The 20,553-nt window shown below is 63.0% G+C and carries 18 protein-coding genes and 1 pseudogene; 11 read left to right on the top strand and 8 right to left on the bottom strand.

Annotated features, from left to right (window positions below):
- Positions 1 to 171: 171 nt before the first annotated feature.
- The 4 genes from ABIE58_RS15940 to ABIE58_RS15925 all read right to left on the bottom strand — a co-directional run bounded on the left by ABIE58_RS15940 (position 172) and on the right by ABIE58_RS15925 (position 4,437).
- Positions 172 to 1,494, bottom strand: coding sequence for a TRAP transporter large permease (locus ABIE58_RS15940; RefSeq protein WP_354545697.1), 1,323 nt, complete (start codon positions 1,492 to 1,494; stop codon positions 172 to 174).
- The gene (locus tag ABIE58_RS15935; RefSeq protein ID WP_354545696.1) at positions 1,494 to 1,985 is read right to left on the bottom strand and encodes a TRAP transporter small permease subunit; all 492 of its coding nucleotides are present in this window, start codon (positions 1,983 to 1,985) and stop codon (positions 1,494 to 1,496) included. Before ABIE58_RS15935 ends, ABIE58_RS15940 begins: the two co-directional genes overlap by 1 nt.
- Before the next feature lie 69 nt (positions 1,986 to 2,054).
- Complete coding sequence (dctP, locus tag ABIE58_RS15930; protein WP_354545695.1) at positions 2,055 to 3,095, bottom strand: TRAP transporter substrate-binding protein DctP; 1,041 nt, start codon at positions 3,093 to 3,095, stop codon at positions 2,055 to 2,057.
- 37 nt (positions 3,096 to 3,132) lie between these two features.
- Complete coding sequence (locus ABIE58_RS15925) at positions 3,133 to 4,437, bottom strand: hydroxymethylglutaryl-CoA reductase, degradative (protein WP_354545694.1); 1,305 nt, start codon at positions 4,435 to 4,437, stop codon at positions 3,133 to 3,135.
- Positions 4,438 to 4,555: 118 nt separating this feature from the next.
- Here ABIE58_RS15925 and ABIE58_RS15920 point away from each other — a divergent pair, with 118 nt between their 5' ends.
- On the top strand, positions 4,556 to 5,920 hold the full coding sequence (locus ABIE58_RS15920; RefSeq protein WP_354545693.1) for an aminotransferase-like domain-containing protein: 1,365 nt from the start codon (positions 4,556 to 4,558) through the stop codon (positions 5,918 to 5,920).
- Between the two features lie 317 nt (positions 5,921 to 6,237).
- Here the strand turns inward: ABIE58_RS15920 and ABIE58_RS15915 are convergent, their stop codons facing one another.
- Positions 6,238 to 7,152 carry a LysR family transcriptional regulator gene (locus ABIE58_RS15915; protein WP_354545692.1) on the bottom strand — a complete coding sequence of 305 codons (915 nt, stop codon included), beginning with the start codon at positions 7,150 to 7,152 and terminating at the stop codon, positions 6,238 to 6,240.
- Positions 7,153 to 7,280: 128 nt separating this feature from the next.
- Here ABIE58_RS15915 and chvE point away from each other — a divergent pair, with 128 nt between their 5' ends.
- From chvE to ABIE58_RS20360, 10 genes are all read left to right on the top strand, one after another.
- Positions 7,281 to 8,336, top strand: coding sequence for a multiple monosaccharide ABC transporter substrate-binding protein (gene chvE / locus ABIE58_RS15910; RefSeq protein WP_354545691.1), 1,056 nt, complete (start codon positions 7,281 to 7,283; stop codon positions 8,334 to 8,336).
- A 99-nt stretch (positions 8,337 to 8,435) separates the two neighbouring features.
- Positions 8,436 to 9,956 (top strand): multiple monosaccharide ABC transporter ATP-binding protein, encoded by a 1,521-nt coding sequence (gene mmsA / locus ABIE58_RS15905; protein WP_354545690.1) that lies wholly within the window; start codon positions 8,436 to 8,438, stop codon positions 9,954 to 9,956.
- A 10-nt stretch (positions 9,957 to 9,966) separates the two neighbouring features.
- Positions 9,967 to 11,196 carry a multiple monosaccharide ABC transporter permease gene (gene mmsB / locus ABIE58_RS15900; RefSeq protein WP_354545689.1) on the top strand — a complete coding sequence of 410 codons (1,230 nt, stop codon included), beginning with the start codon at positions 9,967 to 9,969 and terminating at the stop codon, positions 11,194 to 11,196.
- 4 nt (positions 11,197 to 11,200) lie between these two features.
- Positions 11,201 to 12,943, top strand: a complete 1,743-nt coding sequence (araD, locus tag ABIE58_RS15895) for an L-arabinonate dehydratase (RefSeq protein ID WP_354545688.1) — start codon at positions 11,201 to 11,203, stop codon at positions 12,941 to 12,943.
- On the top strand, positions 12,943 to 13,884 hold the full coding sequence (locus ABIE58_RS15890; RefSeq protein ID WP_354545687.1) for a Gfo/Idh/MocA family protein: 942 nt from the start codon (positions 12,943 to 12,945) through the stop codon (positions 13,882 to 13,884). Before araD ends, ABIE58_RS15890 begins: the two co-directional genes overlap by 1 nt.
- On the top strand, positions 13,871 to 14,851 hold the full coding sequence (locus ABIE58_RS15885; RefSeq protein WP_354545686.1) for an aldose epimerase family protein: 981 nt from the start codon (positions 13,871 to 13,873) through the stop codon (positions 14,849 to 14,851). The genes ABIE58_RS15890 and ABIE58_RS15885 overlap by 14 nt, the downstream gene beginning before the upstream one ends.
- Positions 14,848 to 15,765 (top strand): dihydrodipicolinate synthase family protein, encoded by a 918-nt coding sequence (locus ABIE58_RS15880; protein ID WP_354545685.1) that lies wholly within the window; start codon positions 14,848 to 14,850, stop codon positions 15,763 to 15,765. The genes ABIE58_RS15885 and ABIE58_RS15880 overlap by 4 nt, the downstream gene beginning before the upstream one ends.
- Positions 15,766 to 15,775: 10 nt before the next feature.
- Positions 15,776 to 17,296 carry an aldehyde dehydrogenase (NADP(+)) gene (locus ABIE58_RS15875; protein ID WP_354545684.1) on the top strand — a complete coding sequence of 507 codons (1,521 nt, stop codon included), beginning with the start codon at positions 15,776 to 15,778 and terminating at the stop codon, positions 17,294 to 17,296.
- A gap of 104 nt (positions 17,297 to 17,400) precedes the next feature.
- Entirely contained in the window at positions 17,401 to 18,258 is an 858-nt protein-coding gene (locus tag ABIE58_RS15870) for an SMP-30/gluconolactonase/LRE family protein (RefSeq protein ID WP_354545683.1), read from the top strand.
- Complete coding sequence (locus ABIE58_RS20360; RefSeq protein ID WP_502950110.1) at positions 18,182 to 18,421, top strand: AtuA-related protein; 240 nt, start codon at positions 18,182 to 18,184, stop codon at positions 18,419 to 18,421. Before ABIE58_RS15870 ends, ABIE58_RS20360 begins: the two co-directional genes overlap by 77 nt.
- Positions 18,422 to 18,455: 34 nt before the next feature.
- On the opposite strand, the gene bla is transcribed toward ABIE58_RS20360, so the two are convergent.
- From bla to ABIE58_RS15855, 3 genes and pseudogenes are all read right to left on the bottom strand, one after another.
- Complete coding sequence (bla, locus tag ABIE58_RS15865; RefSeq protein WP_354545682.1) at positions 18,456 to 19,403, bottom strand: class A beta-lactamase; 948 nt, start codon at positions 19,401 to 19,403, stop codon at positions 18,456 to 18,458.
- Between the two features lie 232 nt (positions 19,404 to 19,635).
- Positions 19,636 to 19,830 (bottom strand): annotated as a pseudogene (locus tag ABIE58_RS15860) (IS256 family transposase); the annotation flags it as partial.
- Between the two features lie 82 nt (positions 19,831 to 19,912).
- Positions 19,913 to 20,553: ATP-binding protein (locus ABIE58_RS15855; RefSeq protein ID WP_354545681.1), on the bottom strand; the 641-nt coding region annotated here is incomplete at its 5' end.

Here is a 20,553-nt window from a genome sequence, read left to right as displayed (position 1 = left end):
CGCTCTTCATGGCAAGGTGCGTTCTGAGTGATATTAGAGGTGGTTCGGTTGATCTGAACAGGTTCCTGGCGTTTTCTAAGTGAATTTCCGCCTCGGTCAGGCCGCTACCCCTCCGCCATACAGATTAAGGCAGAGCCGAATTAAAGGCAAAGCGACAGCAACCTTTCCACGCTAGCGAAGCCGGTTCATCGCCAATTCGGGCAGCCATGTGACGATACCGGGGAAGACGGCGAACAGGACCAGAATCACCAACTGTATCGCAAAGAACGGCATCACCCCGCGATAGACTTGGCCGATGCCGATGCCCTTTGGCAGCACCCCCTTCAGGTAGAATAGCGTATAGCCAAAGGGCGGCGTGATATAGGCCATCTGCGCCGTAACCATGAACAGGACACCAAACCACAAGGGGTCGAACCCCAACAAGCGCACGATGGGCATGAACACCGGAACACACAAAAGAATGATGCCGATCTCATCCAGAAACAGCCCCAGAAGGATCAGGATGGCCATCATCACTCCCAATACAATCCAGCGCGAAGCTTCAAGGTTGCGCACGAAATCAAGCACCGAATCCGCGCCGCCAGTTGCCACGAAGACCGAGATGAAGGCCTTGGCACCGAGGGTGATCCACAAGATCATGGCGGTGACACGCAGCGTGTCAGTCGCGGCCTCGCTCAGAACCGCCAGCCGGAACCGCCCAGAGACCACGGCCGACAGAGCAGCACCCAGAACGCCCACGGCCGCGGCCTCGGTCGGGGTGGCGAGGCCCATGTAGATGGTGCCCAGCACGCTCAGGATAACGAGAGCTGGCAGGATCAGCGTGCGCAGGGCTGCCAGCCGCTCAGCCAGCGGTGGGGTGACACGGTTTTCGGGCAGCGGTGCCAGTGCCGGGTTCAGGCGCGCGCGCGCCCAGATATACAGACTGTAGGAACTCGCCAGAATGAGCCCCGGCACGATACCGGCTATGAACATCTGGCCGATGGAGATTTGTGCGGTGATCGCAAAAACGATGGTGACGATCGACGGCGGAATGAGGATGCCCAGCGTGCCACCGGCGCAGATCGTGCCCAGCGCCAGCGGTGGGTGGTAGCCGCGCTTCAACATCGCCGGTAGCGCCAGAATCCCCATCGCCGCAACCGCCGCACCGACAACCCCTGTCATCGCCGCCATGATTGTGCAGATCACCACCGTACCAATGGCCAACCCACCGTTTAGGTTGGAAAACCACTTTTCCATCGCGTTGTAGAGATCTTCGATGATCGCCGATTTTTGCAGGATGGCAGCCATCAGCACATAGAGCGGAATTGCCATCAGGGATTCTGATGTCATGGTCTGATAGGTGTTCAGAACCGTGACAATAAGCGCATGGGGCCCCCACAGAAAGATCGTTGCCAGAAAGGCGATGGCGCCCAGCACAAAGGCCAGCCCCGCGCCAGTCAGCATAAGAAGAACCAGCGAGGCGAACATGCCCGTCAGCACAAAAGAGGATTCCATCACTTGGTCTCCGGCGCGACAGCGGCAAAGGCCAGTTCCGCCAGCGCCTGAAGGATCAAAAGAAGCGCGGCCAGCGGTAGCACCGCCTTGACCGGCCAGATAACGGGGTTCCAGGCGGAGTAGGTGGTCTCGCCGTAGCTGTAGGATTGCAATGCCAGCGGCAGGCTGAACCACAGAAGAATGGCACCAAAGACCAGCGCCAGCAGGGCCGCAACGAAGGCCAGAAGCCGTTTCAGCCAGCCGGTCGCACGTTCGGACACGATATCCACCGCAACATGGCCCCCCAAATGCAGAAGATATGGGCCGCCGAACAGAAAGAACGGCCCGAACAGCATGGTCGCCAGTTCCGGTGCCCATGAGGACGGGAGCCGGAAGCTGTAGCGCGCAATCACCTCGAACAGCATAAGACCGGCGATGACGAACACCAGCCAGCGCGTTGCTGAAAAAAGCCGATGGTTCAGGCCCGTGACAGCCTGTGCGATACGCAGCATGTGCCCTACCTCCAATTCAGGCCAGCCGGGTTGCCCGACAGGCCTGTGACACTTGTATTCGCCTGTTGCTTACAAAAGGCCCAGTTCGCGCAGCATCTCTTTCTGGCTTTCCATCATCTCGACCGCAAGCGCATCATCGCCCGCAGCGTGTGCCCAGGATTCGACGGCGCGCTGGCGGCCCTCGATGACATCCTCGGGGTCAAACCGGATGACCTCGACCCCGGCTTCGGCAAATTTGGCGAGATATTCGCCATCCGCTGCGATGAGGTCTTGCCGCAGCGACACCGAAATCTCGCGCGCGGCCACATCCAGCGCCACGCGCTGCTGCTCGTCAAGCCGACCATATGCGGCAGAGTTGGCGACATACGAGGTTGCGGTGCTTGGTTGATGCACGCCGGGCAGCAAGAGATAGCGTGCCACCTCCTGAACCCCTTCCTCGAAATTGGCGCGAACATCTCCGCGGTCGGCAATGTCAATCAAACCGCGATCAAGCGCCGAATACACTTCGCCGGTCGGCAGCGGCGATACGGCGACGCCGAAATCGGCCATCACGGCAGCGGCCAGCCCGACAAATCGTCCCTTCAGGCCGCCCATATCGGCAATGCGGCGGATCTCGACGCGCGAATGGATAGGTTCTTCGCCATAGATGGTAGGGGCAATATAGGTCAGGCCCGCATCGGCATAGCTTCGCCGCGCCATCTCCAGCCCGCCGCGATAATAGAACCACGCCTCGAATTGATCGCCCTGCGGAAAACCGAAAGGCACGGTCGAGGAAAAACCATGCGATGGGATGCGCCCGGCGGTGTAGCCGTCAAAGGTCTTCATCATCTCGAACGCGCCACCGCGCACCGCGTCAAAAGCCTGCGCGGCAGGCACGATCTGACCGCCCGAAAACGGTCTGATCTGAAGCGTGCCACCGGACAGTTGCTCGACACGCGCGCAGAAGCGTTCTTCATAGGCCATCGGCGTGGTGCCGCCATCCCACAGGGCCTGCATACGCCATTGCGTCACGCCCTGGGCGCGCACGCTACTGGCGGCCACGACAGCGGGTACCGCCAGAGCGGTCGCCCCCGCCCCGCAAATGAAGTTGCGTCGGTTTGAATTGGTCATTGTCTTCTTTCCTCCCTTGAAGATGTCGACGCGGGTGTCATTTGCCGTCAAGCAGTTCCCGCGCCTTGTCCACACTCACGTTCCCCGAGGCCGCAAGCGCTTTCGCAACCGCCTCGATCTGATGGCCCTGTGCACCCGCCAGAATGGCGATGTTTCGCGCGTGCAGGGCCATATGCCCTTTCTGGATACCTTCGGTTGCCAGCGCCCTCAGCGCGGCCATGTTCTGCGCCAGTCCGACAGCCACCGTCACCTCGGCCAGTTCCTGCGCCGAGCTGACGCCCAGCAGCCGCAAGGCGGCCTGCGCGGCGGGGTGGGTTTTTGTGGCGCCGCCCACCAGACCCAGCGCCATCGGCATCTCTAACGTCCCGTGCAACCGGCCATCCTTACCCCTTTCCCACTGCGTCAGCGAGGTGTAGCGCCCGCTGCGCGCGGCCCAGGCATGTGCGCCCGCCTCGATCGCGCGCCAGTCGTTGCCGGTGGCCACCACAACCGGGTCGATGCCGTTCATGATGCCCTTGTTATGCGTTGCCGCGCGATATGGGTCGATCAATGCCAGCGCGCAGGCCTCCAACATTCCGTCGATCACCTCGGCACCGGCCAGCGTGGGAGTGGTCAGCGCCTCGGGGGTCAGGCTGACGCGGGCGCGCACAAGACGCTTGTCGGCAAGGTTGGACAGGATGCGAAGCCGGACATGACCGCCGGCGATTTCGGCTACGCGTGGCGCAATGGTTTCGGCCATGGAGTTGACGGTGTTCGCGCCCATTGCATCGCGCACATCGACCAGCAGGTGCAGCACCACCATCGGCCCCACGGGCGAGGTATCGAACACATGCACCTCGATATCCTTGCAGCCACCGCCTAGCCCGATCAGCACGGTATCGCGCTGGTTGGCCATCTCGATCAGCGCATCCGCTTCCGATCGTAGCCGGTGGCGCGCGGCGTGCGGGTCATCCATGCCCAGCACCTGTATCTGCGCGCGCATGATCGGCGCGCTGGAGGTGGTGACAAAGCCGCCGCATCCCCGCGCGATCCGCGCCATATAGGAGGCTGCGGCCACCACCGAGGGTTCCTCAACCGCCATCGGCACCAGATAGTCGCGTCCGTTGACGGTGAAGTTGCTGGCAACCCCCAAAGGTAACTCGAACCTGCCGATCACATTCTCGATCATGCCATTGGCGATCGTCATCGGCAGCACCGGCCCCTCACCCAGCGCCGCGATGTCCGCCACCTCCAACCCGGCAGCGCCGGCCGTGGCTGCAAGGCGCTCGGCGGGCTCCATGCTGCGAAGGTTTTCGATTCGGGATGTCACGCGCCCGGTGTGCTCTTTGTTGTCTTGCGGCATGTCGCTCCTCCGTCCCTTGCGGAATGCATAGAGGCTGACTGGAGGAATAAAAGATACAGTTGGAGAAATAATACCATAACTGTATCTTATATTTTATAGATACAGAGAGAGGCGCGGAATGACGAAAACAGAGCGGGTTGTTGAAAACCTCCGCCAGCAGATCGCCAAAGGCGCGCTGTGCCCCGGTGCCCGAGTGCCCTCGATCCGTCGCGCGGCCGAAGACCATGGCGTGTCGTACAACACCGTGGTGGAGGCTTACGAGCGGCTTGTGGCGATGGGGTATCTGCGCGCAAGGCGCGGCGCGGGATTTTTCGTTGCCGAGGCCATTCGCCCGCCCCGGCAGGAAAAAACGCCGCGCCATGTGGTGGAAGCGGTTGACCACATCTCGTTGTTGCGTGCCCAGCTTGACCAGAATTACGATGTCCGCGTCGGCGATGGCCGACCACCCGGCAGCTGGATGACCTCAACCGTCCCACGCCGCATTCTAGCGGCCTCGAGCGATACGATTGCCGACAGTTCCGGCTATGGCGTTCCAAAGGGCAACAGTTCCATCAGGGAGCTGATCGCCGCGCGCCATCAAAGCCAAAACATCGACTTGTCGCCCAAACAGATCGTCACCACATTTGGCGGCAACCACGCGCTGGACCTGATCGTGCGGCGCTACCTGAGGCCCGGGGATTGCGTGCTTGTGGATGATCCGGGCTATTATCCTCTGTTTGCAAAGCTGAGGCTGGCGCAGGTGCGCTTTGTGGGCGTACGTCGCGGGCCCGTGGGGCCAGACCTTGACGATCTGGCCGAGAAAGTGGCGCGCGAGGCACCGAAGATGTTCTTCACTCAGTCATTGGCGCAAAACCCCACCGGCAGTTCGCTCGACCTGCCAACCGCGCATGGCATTCTGCGGATCACCGAACAAGCCGGGTGCTTTGTGGTCGATGACGACCCCTTCATCGACCTTCCGGGCATCGAGGGCGTGCGGCTGGCCGCGCTTGACCAGTTTCGGAACGTAATTTTTGTGGGCACGTTTTCAAAGATGCTGTCGGCAAGCTTCCGCTCTGGCTATATCGCCGCCGCGCCGGATATCGCGACGGAACTGGCCGAGCTGAAAATGATCACCTCGGTCAACAGCTCGCGGTTTTCCGAGCTGATGATCGTCGATATCATCCGCAGCCGCCGCTACCAGAAACACCTTAATCGGATTGCCCGGCTAACCCATGATGCCGGCGTCAGCCTTGCGCAAACCTTGCGCGAGCTGGGGTTGCACACCCATACCATCCCCGCGCAGGGTTATTACACCTACCTTTTGCTACCCGATGGGAAGGACGATGTGGAACTGGCCCATCGCGCCGCGGCCGAGGGCATATTTTTGGCACCCGGCACCTTTTTTGCGGCTGATCCCGCGGCGCACAGGCATGGCATCCGCATCAATGTGGCGCGCGCCAATGACCCGCGGTTCACCCGGTTTCTGCGCAACACGCTATGCTGAGCGCTCTTGTCCGGCAGCGCTTCAGGCGCGATGCGCGTCTCGCGCCAGACCGGACAGGATTTCGGTGCCACCATGAGCGCTTCCCTGCCATCCTGCGATCATATCCCGAAAAGGGCAGACGCCGAAGCGCAGAAGAAAGGTAAGGCAGTATGACCGTGCGCCCGAAAATCCTGCTCGCAGACCATCTGAAGACGCTGAAGCTGCCCACCTTGCCTCACGGGGATATGACAAACTCGCCCGCCCCCGGCGGCGTCCGCCGCCAATGCTCAAGTTGCGCGCCTTTGGCGTGACCGCGAGCGGCGGATGTTCGCAGTGGCTCAAAGCCGACGCAGCACCTCATCCAGCAGCTTTTGCGCGACCGGCGCAAGCTCACGGTGACGCGGGCAGAGGACAAGAAAGGGTGGCACGGTAACGGTCTCTTGCGTATCCAGTATCGCAAGGCCGGGACCGGTGCGCGTCAGCAGCTGCGCGACTTCGCGCGTCAGCGGCGCGATGGCCTCAGACCCCATGACCACGCTGAGCGCGACCAGCAGTGAGGAGCTGTTGGTGACCCGTCTCGGCGTGTTCAGCCGGTTTGCCAGAAAGGCATTTTCCAGCGCCGTGCGGATCGGCAGGCCCGATTCCTGTATGACGAACTCATAGGGCATGGTTTCGGCCAGCGACACGCTGCGACCTGCCAGAGGATGCGACGCGCGAACCAGAAAGCAAACGTCTTCCGTGCGCCCCGGAAAGGCCTGAAAGCTGCGCACTTCGCTGCCGTCGCCGATCCGGGCCAGAACGAAATCGAACCGGCCTTCCTCCAACCCGCGGACCAGCGTCACCGAGGGCGCGACCTCGATGGTTGGCTGGATGTCGGGCACGTCTTTTCGCACCGCCAGCAAGGCCGGCACCAGGACGCCGACGGTCGGGCCGGTCACGGCACCGACCCGCACCGCGCCTGCCATGCCGTCGCGCAGATGGGTCACTTCGGTCGTGAGGGCGTCCATCTCGAAAAGGATAACCCGCGCATGACGGACGAATGCGGCCCCGGTCGGGGTCGGCTGCATCCCGCGCGGCAGGCGCTCAAAGAGCGGCGCGCCAATGTCGGCTTCGATTTCCGACAGCATCCGGGACGCGCCGGGTTGCGACAGGCCGACCGCGTCAGCCGCCAGTTGCAGCTTGCCGGTGTCGTGGATGGCGCGGATCAGCCTGAGATGCGACGGCTTGAGGCGCGAGATCGAGGAAGGGCTCATACCAAAGCATACCATTTATATTATGACTGTCGATTAATTTCGCATTAGTTTGCTATGCTTTCCGGGGCTAGAACGGAGTCTGGATGGTGCCGCATCTCAAGAGCGCCCCGCCACCGGAGGAGGAAATCATGACCTTGAAGTCCATTCTTGTCAGCGCGGCGCTGGCAAGCACAGTTGCCACAGGTGCCTTTGCCGACGGGCTTGTCGGCATCGCGATGCCAACGAAATCATCGTCCCGCTGGATCTCGGACGGTGAGTCGATGGTCAAGCAATTCGAAGACGCTGGCTATCAGACGATCCTGCAATACGCCGAGGATGACATTCCCAACCAGCTTGCGCAGATCGAGAACATGATCACAAATGGCGTCGACGTGCTGGTTATCGCGGCGATCGACGGCACCACCCTGTCGAACGCGCTGGAGAACGCGAATTACGCAGGTGTCGAGGTGGTCGCCTATGACCGGCTGATCCGCGACAGCCCGCATGTCAGCTATTACGCGACCTTCGACAACTTCAAGGTCGGCGTGCAGCAGGCCGAAACGCTGGTTTCGGGTCTGCAAGAGCGCTTTGCCGATGCCGAACCCTGGAATGTCGAGCTTTTCGGCGGCTCGCCCGACGACAACAACGCCTACTTCTTCTACGATGGCGCGATGTCGGTGCTGCAACCGCTGATCGATTCGGGCCGCATCAACGTCGTGTCGGGCCAGATGGGAATGGACACTGTGGGCACGCTGCGCTGGGACGGTGCCGTGGCGCAGGCGCGGATGGATAACCTTCTGTCGGCACATTACACCGACACGCGGGTGCATGGCGTGCTGTCGCCTTACGATGGCCTGTCGATCGGCATCCTGTCTTCGCTCAAGGGGGTTGGCTATGGCTCCGGCGACACGGCGATGCCAATCGTCACCGGTCAGGACGCCGAAGTGCCCTCGATCAAGTCGATCCTCGCGGGCGAACAATATTCGACCATCTTCAAGGACACCCGCGAACTGGCGCGCGTCGCCGTGGGCATGGTCGAGGCTATTTTGGAAGGCGGCACGCCCGAGATCAACGATACCGAGACTTACGACAACGGTGTCAAGGTCGTGCCCTCCTATCTTCTGGAGCCTTTGAAGGTCACCAAGGACAACTGGCAAGAGCGTCTGATAGATACCGGTTATTACACGGTGGATCAGATCAAGTAGACGCCTCGCGCGCCGTTTGCCGCCATTTGGCCCGGCGGACCGGTCGGCTCCACCCTGTCCGGTCCGCCCCTGCTCCCTTATTTTCGCGAGGTCGCCACCATGCGCGATACATTGCTGGAAATGCGCTCGATCACCAAGACGTTTCCCGGCGTCAAGGCGTTGGACGATGTGTCGCTCAAGGTCCGAAGCGGCGAAATCCACGCCATCTGCGGCGAGAACGGCGCGGGCAAGTCGACGCTCATGAAGGTGCTCTCGGGCGTCTATCCGGCGGGCAGCTACGCGGGTGAAATTCATTATGACGGCGAACTGGCCGCGTTTCGCGGCATCGCCGACAGTGAGGCGCGCGGCATCATCATCATCCATCAGGAACTGGCGCTGGTGCCGCTTCTGTCGATTGCCGAGAACCTGTTTCTGGGCAACGAGACGGCCCGTGGCGGCGTGATCGACTGGCGCGAAACCAATCGCAAGACCGAACGCCTGCTGAAAAAGGTCGGCCTGCGCGATGCGCCGACCGTCCAGGTGGCAAAGCTGGGTGTCGGCAAGCAACAACTGATCGAGATCGCCAAGGCGCTGGCCAAGGATGTGCGTCTCCTGATCCTCGATGAGCCGACGTCGGCCCTGTCGGAAAGCGACAGCGAGGCCCTGCTGAGCCTCATGCTGGAGCTGAAGGCGCAGGGCATGACGCAAATCATCATCAGCCACAAGCTGAACGAGGTGCGCCGCGTGGCCGATACCGTGACCGTGATCCGCGACGGGCAGTCGGTCTCGCGCTTTGACGCCGAGGATGGCATCACGGAGGATCGCATCGTGCGCGACATGGTCGGGCGGTCGATGGAAAACCGCTATCCCCAGCGCACGCCACAGATCGGCGCGCGCATCATGCGGGTGGCGGATTGGTCGGTCCATCACCCCGAACACGCCGACCGGCAGGTGATCCGTAATGTCGGGTTCGATGTCCGCGCGGGCGAGGTGGTGGGCATTGCCGGGCTGATGGGGGCCGGGCGCACCGAACTGGCCATGTCGATCTTTGGCCAAAGCTGGGGGCAGAACATCACGGGCACTGTCGAGATGCACGGTAAACCGGTCGATGTCTCGACCGTCAGCCGCGCCATCGAGGCCGGGCTGGCCTATGTGACCGAGGACCGCAAGAGCCTTGGGCTGATCCTCGACGACACGATCACACGCAACATCACACTGACCAACCTGCCGAAGGTGGCGCGCGGCGCGGTGCTCAACGATCACGCCGAAACCACGGTCGCCGAAAAATACTGCAAGGATCTGGGCATCCGCACGCCGGGGGTTTTCCAGAAGGTGGTGAACCTGTCGGGCGGCAACCAGCAGAAGGTGGTGCTGTCCAAGTGGCTTTTCGCCGGGCCCGAGGTGCTGATCCTCGACGAGCCGACGCGCGGCATCGACGTCGGCGCGAAATACGAGATCTACGGCCTGATCAACGATCTCGCCGCCGCCGGAAAGGGCGTGGTCATGATTTCGTCCGAGATGCCGGAACTTCTGGGCATGTGTGACCGGATCTACGTCATGAATGAAGGCGCTTTGGTCGGCGAAATGCCGGTCGGCGAGGCCAGTCAGGAGCGCATCATGTCGCTCATCGTGAACGAATAGGGGACAAGGGATGTCTGTTGTCGAAAGCACATCGCAAAAGGCCGGCGGAACTGGCGGGATCGGAGCCTATCTCGCGGCGCATTTGCGCGAATACGGACTGCTCTTCGCGCTGATCGCGATCATGGCGTTCTTTCAGATCGTCACCGGCGGCACGCTGCTGCGGCCGATCAACCTGACCAACCTGTTATTGCAGAACAGCTATATCATCATCATGGCGCTGGGGATGCTGATCGTCATCGTCGCGGGCCATATCGACCTTTCGGTGGGCTCCGTCATGGGCTTTGTCGGCGCGCTGGCGGCGGTGATGGTGGTGAACTGGGACGTCTCGATCGGCGTCACCATGGCCACTTGCGTTGCGGTCGGCGCGATCATCGGCGGCGCGCAGGGCTATTGGATCGCCTATTGGAAAATCCCGTCCTTCATCGTGACGCTGGCGGGGATGCTGGTGTTTCGCGGCCTGTCGCTCTGGCTGCTCGAAGGCCAGTCGGTGGGGCCGTTCCCGCGCGAATTCCAGGTGATCGCCACGGGCTTCGTGCCCGATATTCTGCCGGGCAGCGAGGCGTTCAAGAGCCTCTTCGGCACCCGGAACTTCAACGTGCTGGCCTTTGCCACCGGGCTGATCGCGGCGGCATGGGTCATCTGGTCCGGCCTGCGCCAGCGCGCGCATAACAAGGCCTACGGGATCGAGGACGAGCCGCGCGCTTTTTTCATCGCGCGAACCGCCATTATCGCGGTCACGCTGGTCTTCGTGCTCTACAAGCTGGCCACGTTTCGCGGCCTGCCCAACGTGCTTTTGACCATGGGGGCACTGACGCTGATCTATGCCTTCATCACCGAACGCACCGTGCTGGGCCGCCGCATCTATGCGCTTGGCGGCAACGAGAAGGCAGCCAAGCTGTCGGGGATCAAGACCGAACGGCTTACCTTTCTGGCCTTCGTCAATATGGGCATGCTGGCCGCCATCGCCGGTCTGGTCTTTGCCGCGCGGCTCAATACCGCGACGCCCAAGGCCGGTTTCGCGCTGGAGCTTGACGTGATCGCCGCGGCCTTCATCGGCGGCGCGTCGATGTCGGGCGGTGTGGGCCGGATCGTCGGTGCCGTGGTCGGGGCCTTCCTGATGGGGGTGCTCAACAACGGCATGTCGCTCATGGGCATCGGCATCGACTATCAGCAGATGATCAAGGGCCTCGTGCTGCTCGCCGCTGTCATCTTTGACGTCTACAACAAGAGGAAGGGCTAAGCTCATGGCATTCAAACCCGCAAAATGGCCCCGCAAGTTGCGGTCTCAGGAATGGTATGGCGGCAGCACCAAGGACGTCATCTATCATCGCGGCTGGATGAAGAATCAGGGCTATCCGGATGACCTGTTTGACGGACGCCCGGTGATCGGCATCCTGAACACATGGTCCGACATGACGCCTTGCAACGGCCACCTGCGCGAACTGGCCGAAAAGGTGAAGGCCGGTATCTGGGAGGCGGGCGGATTTCCAATGGAAGTGCCGGTTTTCTCGGCCTCGGAAAACACCTTCCGGCCCACGGCGATGATGTTCCGCAACCTCGCCGCCCTCAGCATCGAGGAACAGATCCGGGGCCAGCCGATGGACGGCTGCGTGCTGATGGTTGGCTGTGACAAGACCACGCCGTCGCTGCTGATGGCGGCCGCTTCCTGCGATCTGCCGTCGATCGTGGTGACCGGCGGGCCGATGCTGAACGGCTGGTTTCAGGGCGAACGCGTTGGCGCGGGCACGCATCTGTGGCGCTTTTCCGAGGCGGTCAAGGCGGGCGAGATGACGCAGGACGAATTCCTTGATGCCGAGGCTGCGGTGACGCGCTCTTCGGGCACCTGCAACACCATGGGCACCGCGTCGAGCATGGCCTCGATGGCCGAGGCGCTCGGCATGGCGCTGTCGGGCAATGCGGCGATCCCGGCGGTGGACAGCCGCCGCAGGGTGATGGCGCAGCTTTCCGGGCGGCGCATCGTGCAGATGGTCAAGGACGATCTGAAACCCTCTGACATCCTGACCCGCGACGCCTTCGAGAACGCGATCCGCTGCAATGGGGCGGTCGGCGGATCGACCAATACCGTGATCCACATGCTGGCCATCGCGGGCCGGGTGGGCGTGGACCTCACGCTTGATGACTGGGACCGTTGCGGGCGCGACATTGCCACGATCGTGAACCTGCAACCCTCGGGCACATACCTGATGGAGGAGTTCTTTTATGCCGGCGGCCTGCCCGTCGTGCTGAAGCGGCTGGCCGAGGGCGGCAAGCTGCACAAGCAGGCGCTGACCGTCTCGGGCAAGACGATCTGGGATGAGGTCCGGCACGCGAAGAACTGGAACGAAGACGTGATCCTGCCGCTCGATCGTGCGCTGACGCAAAAGGGCGGCATCGCGGTTCTCAGGGGTAATCTGGCCCCCAAGGGGGCGATCCTGAAACCCTCTGCCGCGACCCCTGCCCTGATGCAGCATCGCGGCCGCGCCGTGGTGTTCGAGGATATCGACGATTACAAGGCCCGGATCAACGACGACGCACTCGACATTGACGAGACCTGCATCATGGTGCTGAAGAATTGCGGGCCCAAAGGCTATCCCGGCATGGCCGAGGTGGGCAATATGGGCCTGCCGCCCAAGGTGCTGAAAAAGGGCATCAAGGACATGATCCGCATCTCGGATGCGCGCATGTCGGGCACGGCCTATGGCACGGTGATCCTGCACACCTCGCCCGAGGCGGCGGCGGGCGGGCCGCTGGCGGTCGTGCGCACGGGCGACATGATCGAGGTCGATGTCGAAAACCGCCGCTTGCATCTGGATATCTCCGATGCGGCGTTGCAGGCCCGGCTGGCCGACTGGACCCCGTCGCACGCGCGCGCGCAAAGCGGCTATGACTGGCTGCACCAGACCCATGTGGAAGGGGCCGATACCGGGGCCGATCTGGATTTCCTCAAGGGGTGCCGTGGCGCGCCGGTCGGAAAGGACAGTCACTGATGAAAATCGCACTGGCAGGTATCGGCAAGATCGCGCTGGATCAGCATGTTCCGGCCATCGCCGACAGCCCCGACTGGGAACTGGCCGCCACCGTCAGCCGCCACGGCACGGTCGACGGCGTCGAGGCCTTCACCGATCTCGGCACCCTGCTGGCGACGCGCACCGATATTCGGGTCGTCTCGCTCTGCCTGCCGCCGGTGCCGAGGTTCGAATATGCGATGCAGGCGCTTAGGGCCGGGCGGCATGTCATGCTGGAAAAGCCGCCGGGGGCGACGCTGGCCGAATGTCACGCGCTTGAAGCCGCGGCGCTGGCCGCGAACCTAAGCCTTTATGCCACCTGGCATTCGCGTCATGCCGACATGGTCCCTGCGGCCAAGGCCTGGCTTGCCGACAAACGGTTGCGCAGCCTGACCGTCACCTGGAAGGAGGACGTGCGCCGCTGGCATCCCGGACAGGCCTGGATATGGGAGCCGGGCGGGCTTGGCGTTTTTGATCCGGGCATCAATGCGCTCTCCATCGTGACCGAGATCCTTCCCGCCGACATCCACGTCACGCAGGCGCAGCTTGAGGTGCCCGAGAACTGCCAGACCCCGATTGCCGCGCAAATCGCGTTTCATCACCCCGAGGGGGCCAGGGTCTCGGCGGTGTTCGACTGGCGTCAGGAGGGCGCGCAGACATGGGAGATCGAAGCCGTGACCGAAAGCGGCACGCTGCGGCTGTCGGACGGGGGCGCGCGGCTTTCCATCGACGGTAAGGCGAGCGGCGAGGCGGCCCCGCTGAGCGGCGAATATCCGCGCCTTTATCACCGCATGGCCAGCTTCGTGCAGCAGGGCGGTGGCGAGGTCGATCTGCGCCCGATGACGCTTGTGGCGGATGCGTTCACGCTGGGGCGGCGGAAAACCGTGGCCCCGTTCCATGAGGTGCCCGATGACACGCGGTGACGCGCCTGACGGGTGCCCCGGTCATGGCGTAACCCTCGCACGCGGCCCGGCGCGCGCAGATTTGCTGACCCGTGGGGCCACTTTGAGCGCGTTTCACCTCGACGGTTTCGACCATTCGCTGACCCTGGGCAGCCCTGATCCGGCCTGCTATTCTGGGCCCCTGCGGTATTTCGGTGCCATCGTCGGACCGATTGCCAATCGCATTGCCAAGGGCATCGCCCCGCTGGACGGCTCTGTCCTTCATCTCGACACGAATGAGGCCGGCAGCGCCTTGCATGGTGGGCCTGACGGGCTGTCGCAGCAGGTCTGGGCGATCACGAAGTGCCGCGCCGAAAGTGTTACCTTCGGATATCATATGCCGGATGGTGCCGGGGGCCTGCCGGGACCGATAGACTTTGCCGTCACCTACGACATCGAGGAGGATGGCGCGTTTCGGATCGCTGTTACCGCCCGGAGCGCGACGCTGACCCTCTGCAACCCGGCGTTTCACGGCTATTGGAGCCTGACCGGTCAAGGGCTTGCCGGGCACCGCCTGACGATTGATGCCGACCATTATCTGCCGGTGGATGCGGCGCTGATCCCGACCGGCACCGTGGCCCCGGTGGCAGGGACGGCCTATGACCTGCGACAGCCCACGCCACTGCCCGCGAGCGTCGATCTGGATACGAATTTCTGCCTGAACGGCGAGGGCCTGCGCGAAGTCGCGCGGCTTGAAACCGACCGGCTCGTCATGGTCGTCGAAACCGACGCGCCGGGCTTGCAGGTCTATGACGCCGCGCGGATGGATACCGCGCCTGCCAAGGGCCATCACGGCGCGCCCTATGGTGCGCATTCCGGCATCGCGCTGGAGCCCCAGTTCTGGCCGGACGCGCCAAATCATCCCGATTTTCCGCCGATCACGCTTCGCCCCGGTGCCCCCTTCAGCCAGACCTCCCGCTTCCGTTTCATCCGCAAGGAGACCCCATGACCCAACCGCTGACCGGCATTCTACCCGTTGCGCCCACGCCGTTCCACGACGATGGCTCGATCGACACAGATGGCATGACGCGCGTCCTCGACTGCATGATTGATCAGGGCGTGGATGCAATCTGTATCCTCGCCAATTACTCGGAACAGTTTGTTCTGTCCGACGCCGAACGTGCCGCCCTCGCCAAACTCTCGCTGGAGCATGTGGCAGGCCGGGTTCCGGTCATCGTGACCGTCAGCCATTTCAGCACGCGCGTGGTGGTGAACCGCGCCCGCGAAGCCGAAGCCATGGGTGCCGCCATGCTGATGATGATGGCACCCTATCACGGCGTCGGGCTTGCCCCGACTGACATCGGCATCTACGAGCATTTCGCCGCCGTCTCCGACGCGGTCTCGATCCCCATCATGGTGCAGGATGCGCCGCTTTCCGGGGTCAACCTGTCGGTTCCCTTGCTGGTGCGCATGGCGAAAGAGATCGAAAACGTCAGCTATTTCAAGATGGAAATGCCCTTTGCCGCCGATAAGCTGACCCGCTTGATCGAAGAAGGTGGAGAGCATATCCTTGGCCCGTTCGACGGAGAAGAAGCCGCGACGCTGCTGGCCGATCTGGACGCAGGTTGCACCGGCACGATGACATCCGCGTTGCAACCGGAACTGATCCGGCCCATCGTCATCAACTATCGCTCAGGCAATATCGACGCGGCGCTTGCGGGCTGGCGCGATGCGTTGCCGCTGATCAACCACGAGAACCGCCAATGTGGACTGCGCGCGACGAAGGTGGTGATGAAGGAAGGCGGCGTGATCGGGTCCGATCACGTGCGTCATCCGCTGAAACCGATGACCGGGCGAACTAGGGCGCGGCTGCTGCAACTGGCCGCAGAACGCGACGTCATCGCGCTGCGCTGGGGCAAATGAGAGGAGCATCATGACATATCGACCAAAGAGCAAACATCTGATCGCAGGCGACTGGATCGGATCAGAAGACAGTTTCACATCGCAGCCCGTGACGGGGGACGCGCTGAGCTTTTCGTCGGGTGGTGTTGCAGAGGTGGACCGTGCCGCGCAAGCGGCGGAAGAGGCCTTTGCCGCCTTTGGCTGGGCCACCCGCGATGACCGCGCGACCCTCCTTGATACCATCGCCGAAGAGATTGACGCGCGGGGCGAGGACATCACGCGGCTTGGCAGTGCGGAAACCGGCCTGCCCGAGGCGCGCCTTCAAGGCGAGCGCGGACGCACCACCGGACAGCTGAGGCTGTTCGCGGATCATATCCGCAACGGCGATTACCTCGACCGCCGCCATGACACGGCCTTGCCCGACCGCGCGCCACTGCCGCGACCCGATCTGAAGATGGTTCAGCGACCGATCGGGCCGGTCGCGGTCTTTGGTGCCTCGAATTTCCCGCTTGCCTTCTCGACCGCCGGTGGCGATACCGCTGCGGCGCTCGCTGCGGGCTGTCCTGTCGTGGTCAAGGGCCATCCGGCACATCCCGCGACCGGCGAGATCGTGGCCGAAGCCATCATGGCGGCGATCGCGCGCTGTGGCATGCCTGCCGGGGTATTCTCGCTGATCCAGGGCACCAGCCATGAATTGGGGGGCGCTCTGGTCCGGCATCCTCTCATCAAGGCGGTTGGGTTCACCGGCTCACTCGGTGCCGGACGGGCGCTCTACGATCTCTGCGCGGCGCGGCCCGAGCCGATCCCCTTCTTCGGCGAGTTCGGCTCGGTCAATCCGGTCTTCGTCATGCCCGAGGCGCTGGCCGGTCGCGGCGCGGAGTTGGGTGCCGCCTGGGCCGCATCGCTCGGCATGGGCGTCGGGCAATTCTGCACCAATCCCGGCATCGTCATCGCGCCAGAGGGGCCGGGGCTCGAGGCCTTTGTCGGTGCCGCCACCAATGCCCTTTCCAAAACCGGCGCGGGCGTGATGCTGACCGACGGCATCGCCGACTCCTATCGCCGGGGCGTCGCCAAGGTGGCCTCGGCCAGAGGTGTCCGGGAACTGTTGGGGGCGGTCTGCGATCGGCGCAACGCCGCACCGGCTGTTTACTCGGTCACTGCGGGGGATTGGTTGGCCAACGGGGCGCTGGCCGAAGAGGTCTTTGGTCCGCTGGGCATCCTCGTCACCGCCGCTGACGCAGAGCAGATGCTCGACGTTGCAAAAGGCCTGCGAGGCCAATTGACCGCAACCCTTCAGATGGACGCGGCGGATACCGATACGGCAGCCCCCTTTGTGCCGGTGCTCGAACGCAAGGCCGGTCGGCTGCTGGTCAACGGCTGGCCCACAGGGGTCGAGGTTGCCGACGCGATGGTGCATGGCGGACCCTATCCCGCCTCAAGCAACTTTGGTGCCACCTCGGTGGGCACGTTGTCGATCCGGCGCTTCCTGCGACCGGTCTGCTATCAGAACATGCCCGACAGCCTGCTACCCGCAGACCTGCGCGCGGGCTGATCGTCTTGCCCCACCCGGATGCCCGCCCCCCATCCTGACGGAGATGAAACAAGGATGAACATGACCAATACATCGAAATCCAGCGCCCACCGGACTCACGGCCAATGACCGGGGCGATCTACGATCCGCGGGTCTGCCTGCTTGGCGAGGGGCCGCTGTGGCACCCGGAGCGCAAACAATTGTTCTGGTTCGACATTCTCGGCAAGAAACTGCTGAGCCAAGACAGCAATGGCGCGCTGGAGTGGCGGTTCGGCGAACATGTCTCGGCAGCGGGCTGGGTCGATCGCGACACTCTGCTGATCGCGTCCGAGACCGCGCTGTTCCTTTTTGACCTGACCACAGAGCGGCGCGCCGACCTTGTCGCGCTGGAGGCGGATGATCCGACAACCCGGTCGAACGACGGCCGCGCCGATCCCTGGGGCGGATTCTGGATCGGCACCATGGGCAAGACGGCTGAGCCGGGGGCCGGGACGATCTATCGCTATTACAAGGGTCGGCTCGAACCTGTCGCGAAAGATATCACGATATCGAATGCCATCTGTTTCAGCCCGAACCGGCACCATGCCTATTTCGGGGATACCCGCAGGCACCATATCCTGCGGCAGCGGCTGGGGCGGGAGGGTTGGCCCGAAGGGGGGGCAGAGGTGTTTATAGACCTCGCAGATGAAGGTCTGAACCCCGACGGCGCGGTGGTCGATGCCGAAGGCTGTCTGTGGAACGCGCAATGGGGGGCCGCCCGCGTGGCGCGATACGCGCCCGACGGGCGGTTCCTGTCCGCCATCCGTTTCCCCGCAAGCCAGGTGTCGTGCCCGGCATTTGGCGGGCACGATCTGCAAACGCTTTTCGTCACCTCGGCCACGCAGGGCCTGACCGATACCGGCACGCATGACGGCGCAACTTTTGTGGCATACCCCGGTGTCACGGGACAACGGGAGCATCGCGTCATCGTCAGCGGGGGGTGAAGCGATCACCCGCTACGAGTTGCCCCAGCTCCACGCGCTGAACTTCGTCATTCGGGGTGCCCTGACCGGCGGGGTGACGCGCTCTCTCGCGCTTGACGCCCATGGAAAATGCCTCGCCTCCGTCTTGCTGGAGATGGAGATCGCCCCGCATGTCAGGGCATGATGCACAGGCGTGAAAATGCGCGCCCCGTCGGCCCTCAGCGGTTCGTGACAACCTCCATGACGGCCTGTGACAGGTCGATCACCGCGCCATTGCGCGTTGCAAAATCCGCATCTGCGTCTGACAGGAAAACCGTGATGAAGTAAGCAGCCCGATCCGGCGGCGTCACCATGGCGATAACGTTGCGGTTGAAATTCCCGCTGCCCGACCGGTCGGCGATCAGCCAGTCTGCCGGTGTGCTGGCCCGGATCAGGGGGCCTGTGACGCCGCCATGGCTCATCCAGTCGGTCAGTTGCGCACGCGATTGCGCCGAGAGGGCATCACCGGTCAGCATCGTTTCCAGCGTCGCCGCCATCGCTTCGGGCGTTGTCGTATCGCGGGGATCGCCGGGGGCAAATGTATTCAACTCAGGCTCGCGCCGGTCCAGCCGACTGATCGGGTCCCCGATGCCGCGCAAAAAGGCCGTCACGGCCTCGGGGCCGCCGATGCGGTCGATCAAAAGGTTGGTCGCGGTGTTATCGCTCATGTCAAGCGCGGCAAAACACAGATCGCCGAATGTCATCGTGTGGCCGATCATGGTTCGCGTGACCGGCGCATACTCGAGAATATCCTGCGACCGGATGGCGATGTGTTCGTCCAGATCAAGCATGCCGTCATCCGCGAGCTTCAGGACGGCACCGCAGAGCATCGGCTTGAACGTGCTGGACATCAGAAACCGTTCATCCGCGCGGTGGCTGATCGACCAGTCCGAACCGCTGTCGCGAATGAACATCCCGACGCGGGCATCAAGCCTTTGTTCGATATCCTCAATGACCGCGAGCAAGCGCAGCTCTGGGTCTTGGGCAATGGCGGGCGTGACATTCAAAATGCTAAAGACGAGGCTGGCAAGCATCAGCAAGCGTAAAACGGAGTGGCGGACCATCTGTTCATCCTTATTGTGGCCGACTGTGCCGCGTCTGTATCTGTTTGAGGAACGCCCGGTCAACGGCTTCGGCTGCGCCGCTTTGGCAGCATGACGGGTTCCTGGGGCGTAATTCAGTTTTTGGGCCGATTGCCCGAGTTCAAAGCCGCCGTCCCGGCGGTTCGACGCACTTTGGGCGGACTCGTCCTCATGCCGTCAGCTTGCGTCGCACCAGAAACGGGTTGCCGAGGGCGAAGAGCGCGAAGAGCTGGGCCCGGTTCTTGGGAGCTATGCCCGAAAGTTGGTGACTGCGTGATCAGGCGGCAGTTTGAAGTTGCTTGATCCCGTCCTTGAAGGCAATCCCCTGGACGATTTCCGGCAGCCGGTTGGCACCGTCGAGTTTTCGCCATTTCGCCTGTGCTGACATCATCAGGCGGAAGGCCATGGCGAGGCCGGTCTTCCGGCTCAGGCAGCCCTTGGTTCTGCCGGTGCGGTGACGGACGGCGGCGAAGGCGTGTCAACGCCGAGTTAAAAATCCCCAGAAGTGCCGAAGTAAATTTCCCCACTTTCACGGGTCCGGTGATCAGCCGGTGTCAGTGATCTTTAGCTCCGTTTTTGGTGTTGGGCGGCCGCCCGCGCCGCTTTGGCGGCGGTGGTGGGGTGATTGGGGCGTTGGCGCGGACATGCTCGGGGATGAGGTCAGCATGGCTGCGAAGCCGATAGCTGGCACCCTCGATCTGGATGACCACGGCGTGGTGCAGGAGCCGGTCGAGCAGTGCGGTCGCGACGACCGGATCGCCGAAGACCTCGCCCCATTCCGCGAAGCCGCGGTTTGAGGTGAGGATCATGGCCCCCTTTTCGTAGCGAGCGTTGACGAGTTGGAAGAACAGGTTGGCACCGCCTGTGGAGATGGGCAGATAGCCGATCTCATCGACAATCAGCAGGGAGGCCCGGGTATAGAAACGGACCTTCTCGGCCAGCCGACCCTCGCGTTCGGCCTGATGCAACGCCGTGATCAGGTCGGCCAGGGTTGCGCGGTAAACGCTTCTACCGGCCTTCACGGCTGCGACGCCAAGGGCTGTAGCCAAGTGCGACTTGCCGGTGCCTGGCGGTCCGAGGAAGTGGACGACCTCGGACATAGGTGGTCGCGAAAATTCGGACCAGTTGTTAAGGTGGATCGCATGACGAGAGAGACGATCCATAATGACGAAGAGAAAAATGCATACGCCTGAGT

This window comes from Roseovarius sp. MBR-78, from assembly GCF_040547535.1.
Classification (GTDB): domain Bacteria; phylum Pseudomonadota; class Alphaproteobacteria; order Rhodobacterales; family Rhodobacteraceae; genus Roseovarius.
This window is presented reverse-complemented; position numbering and strand designations above follow the sequence as displayed.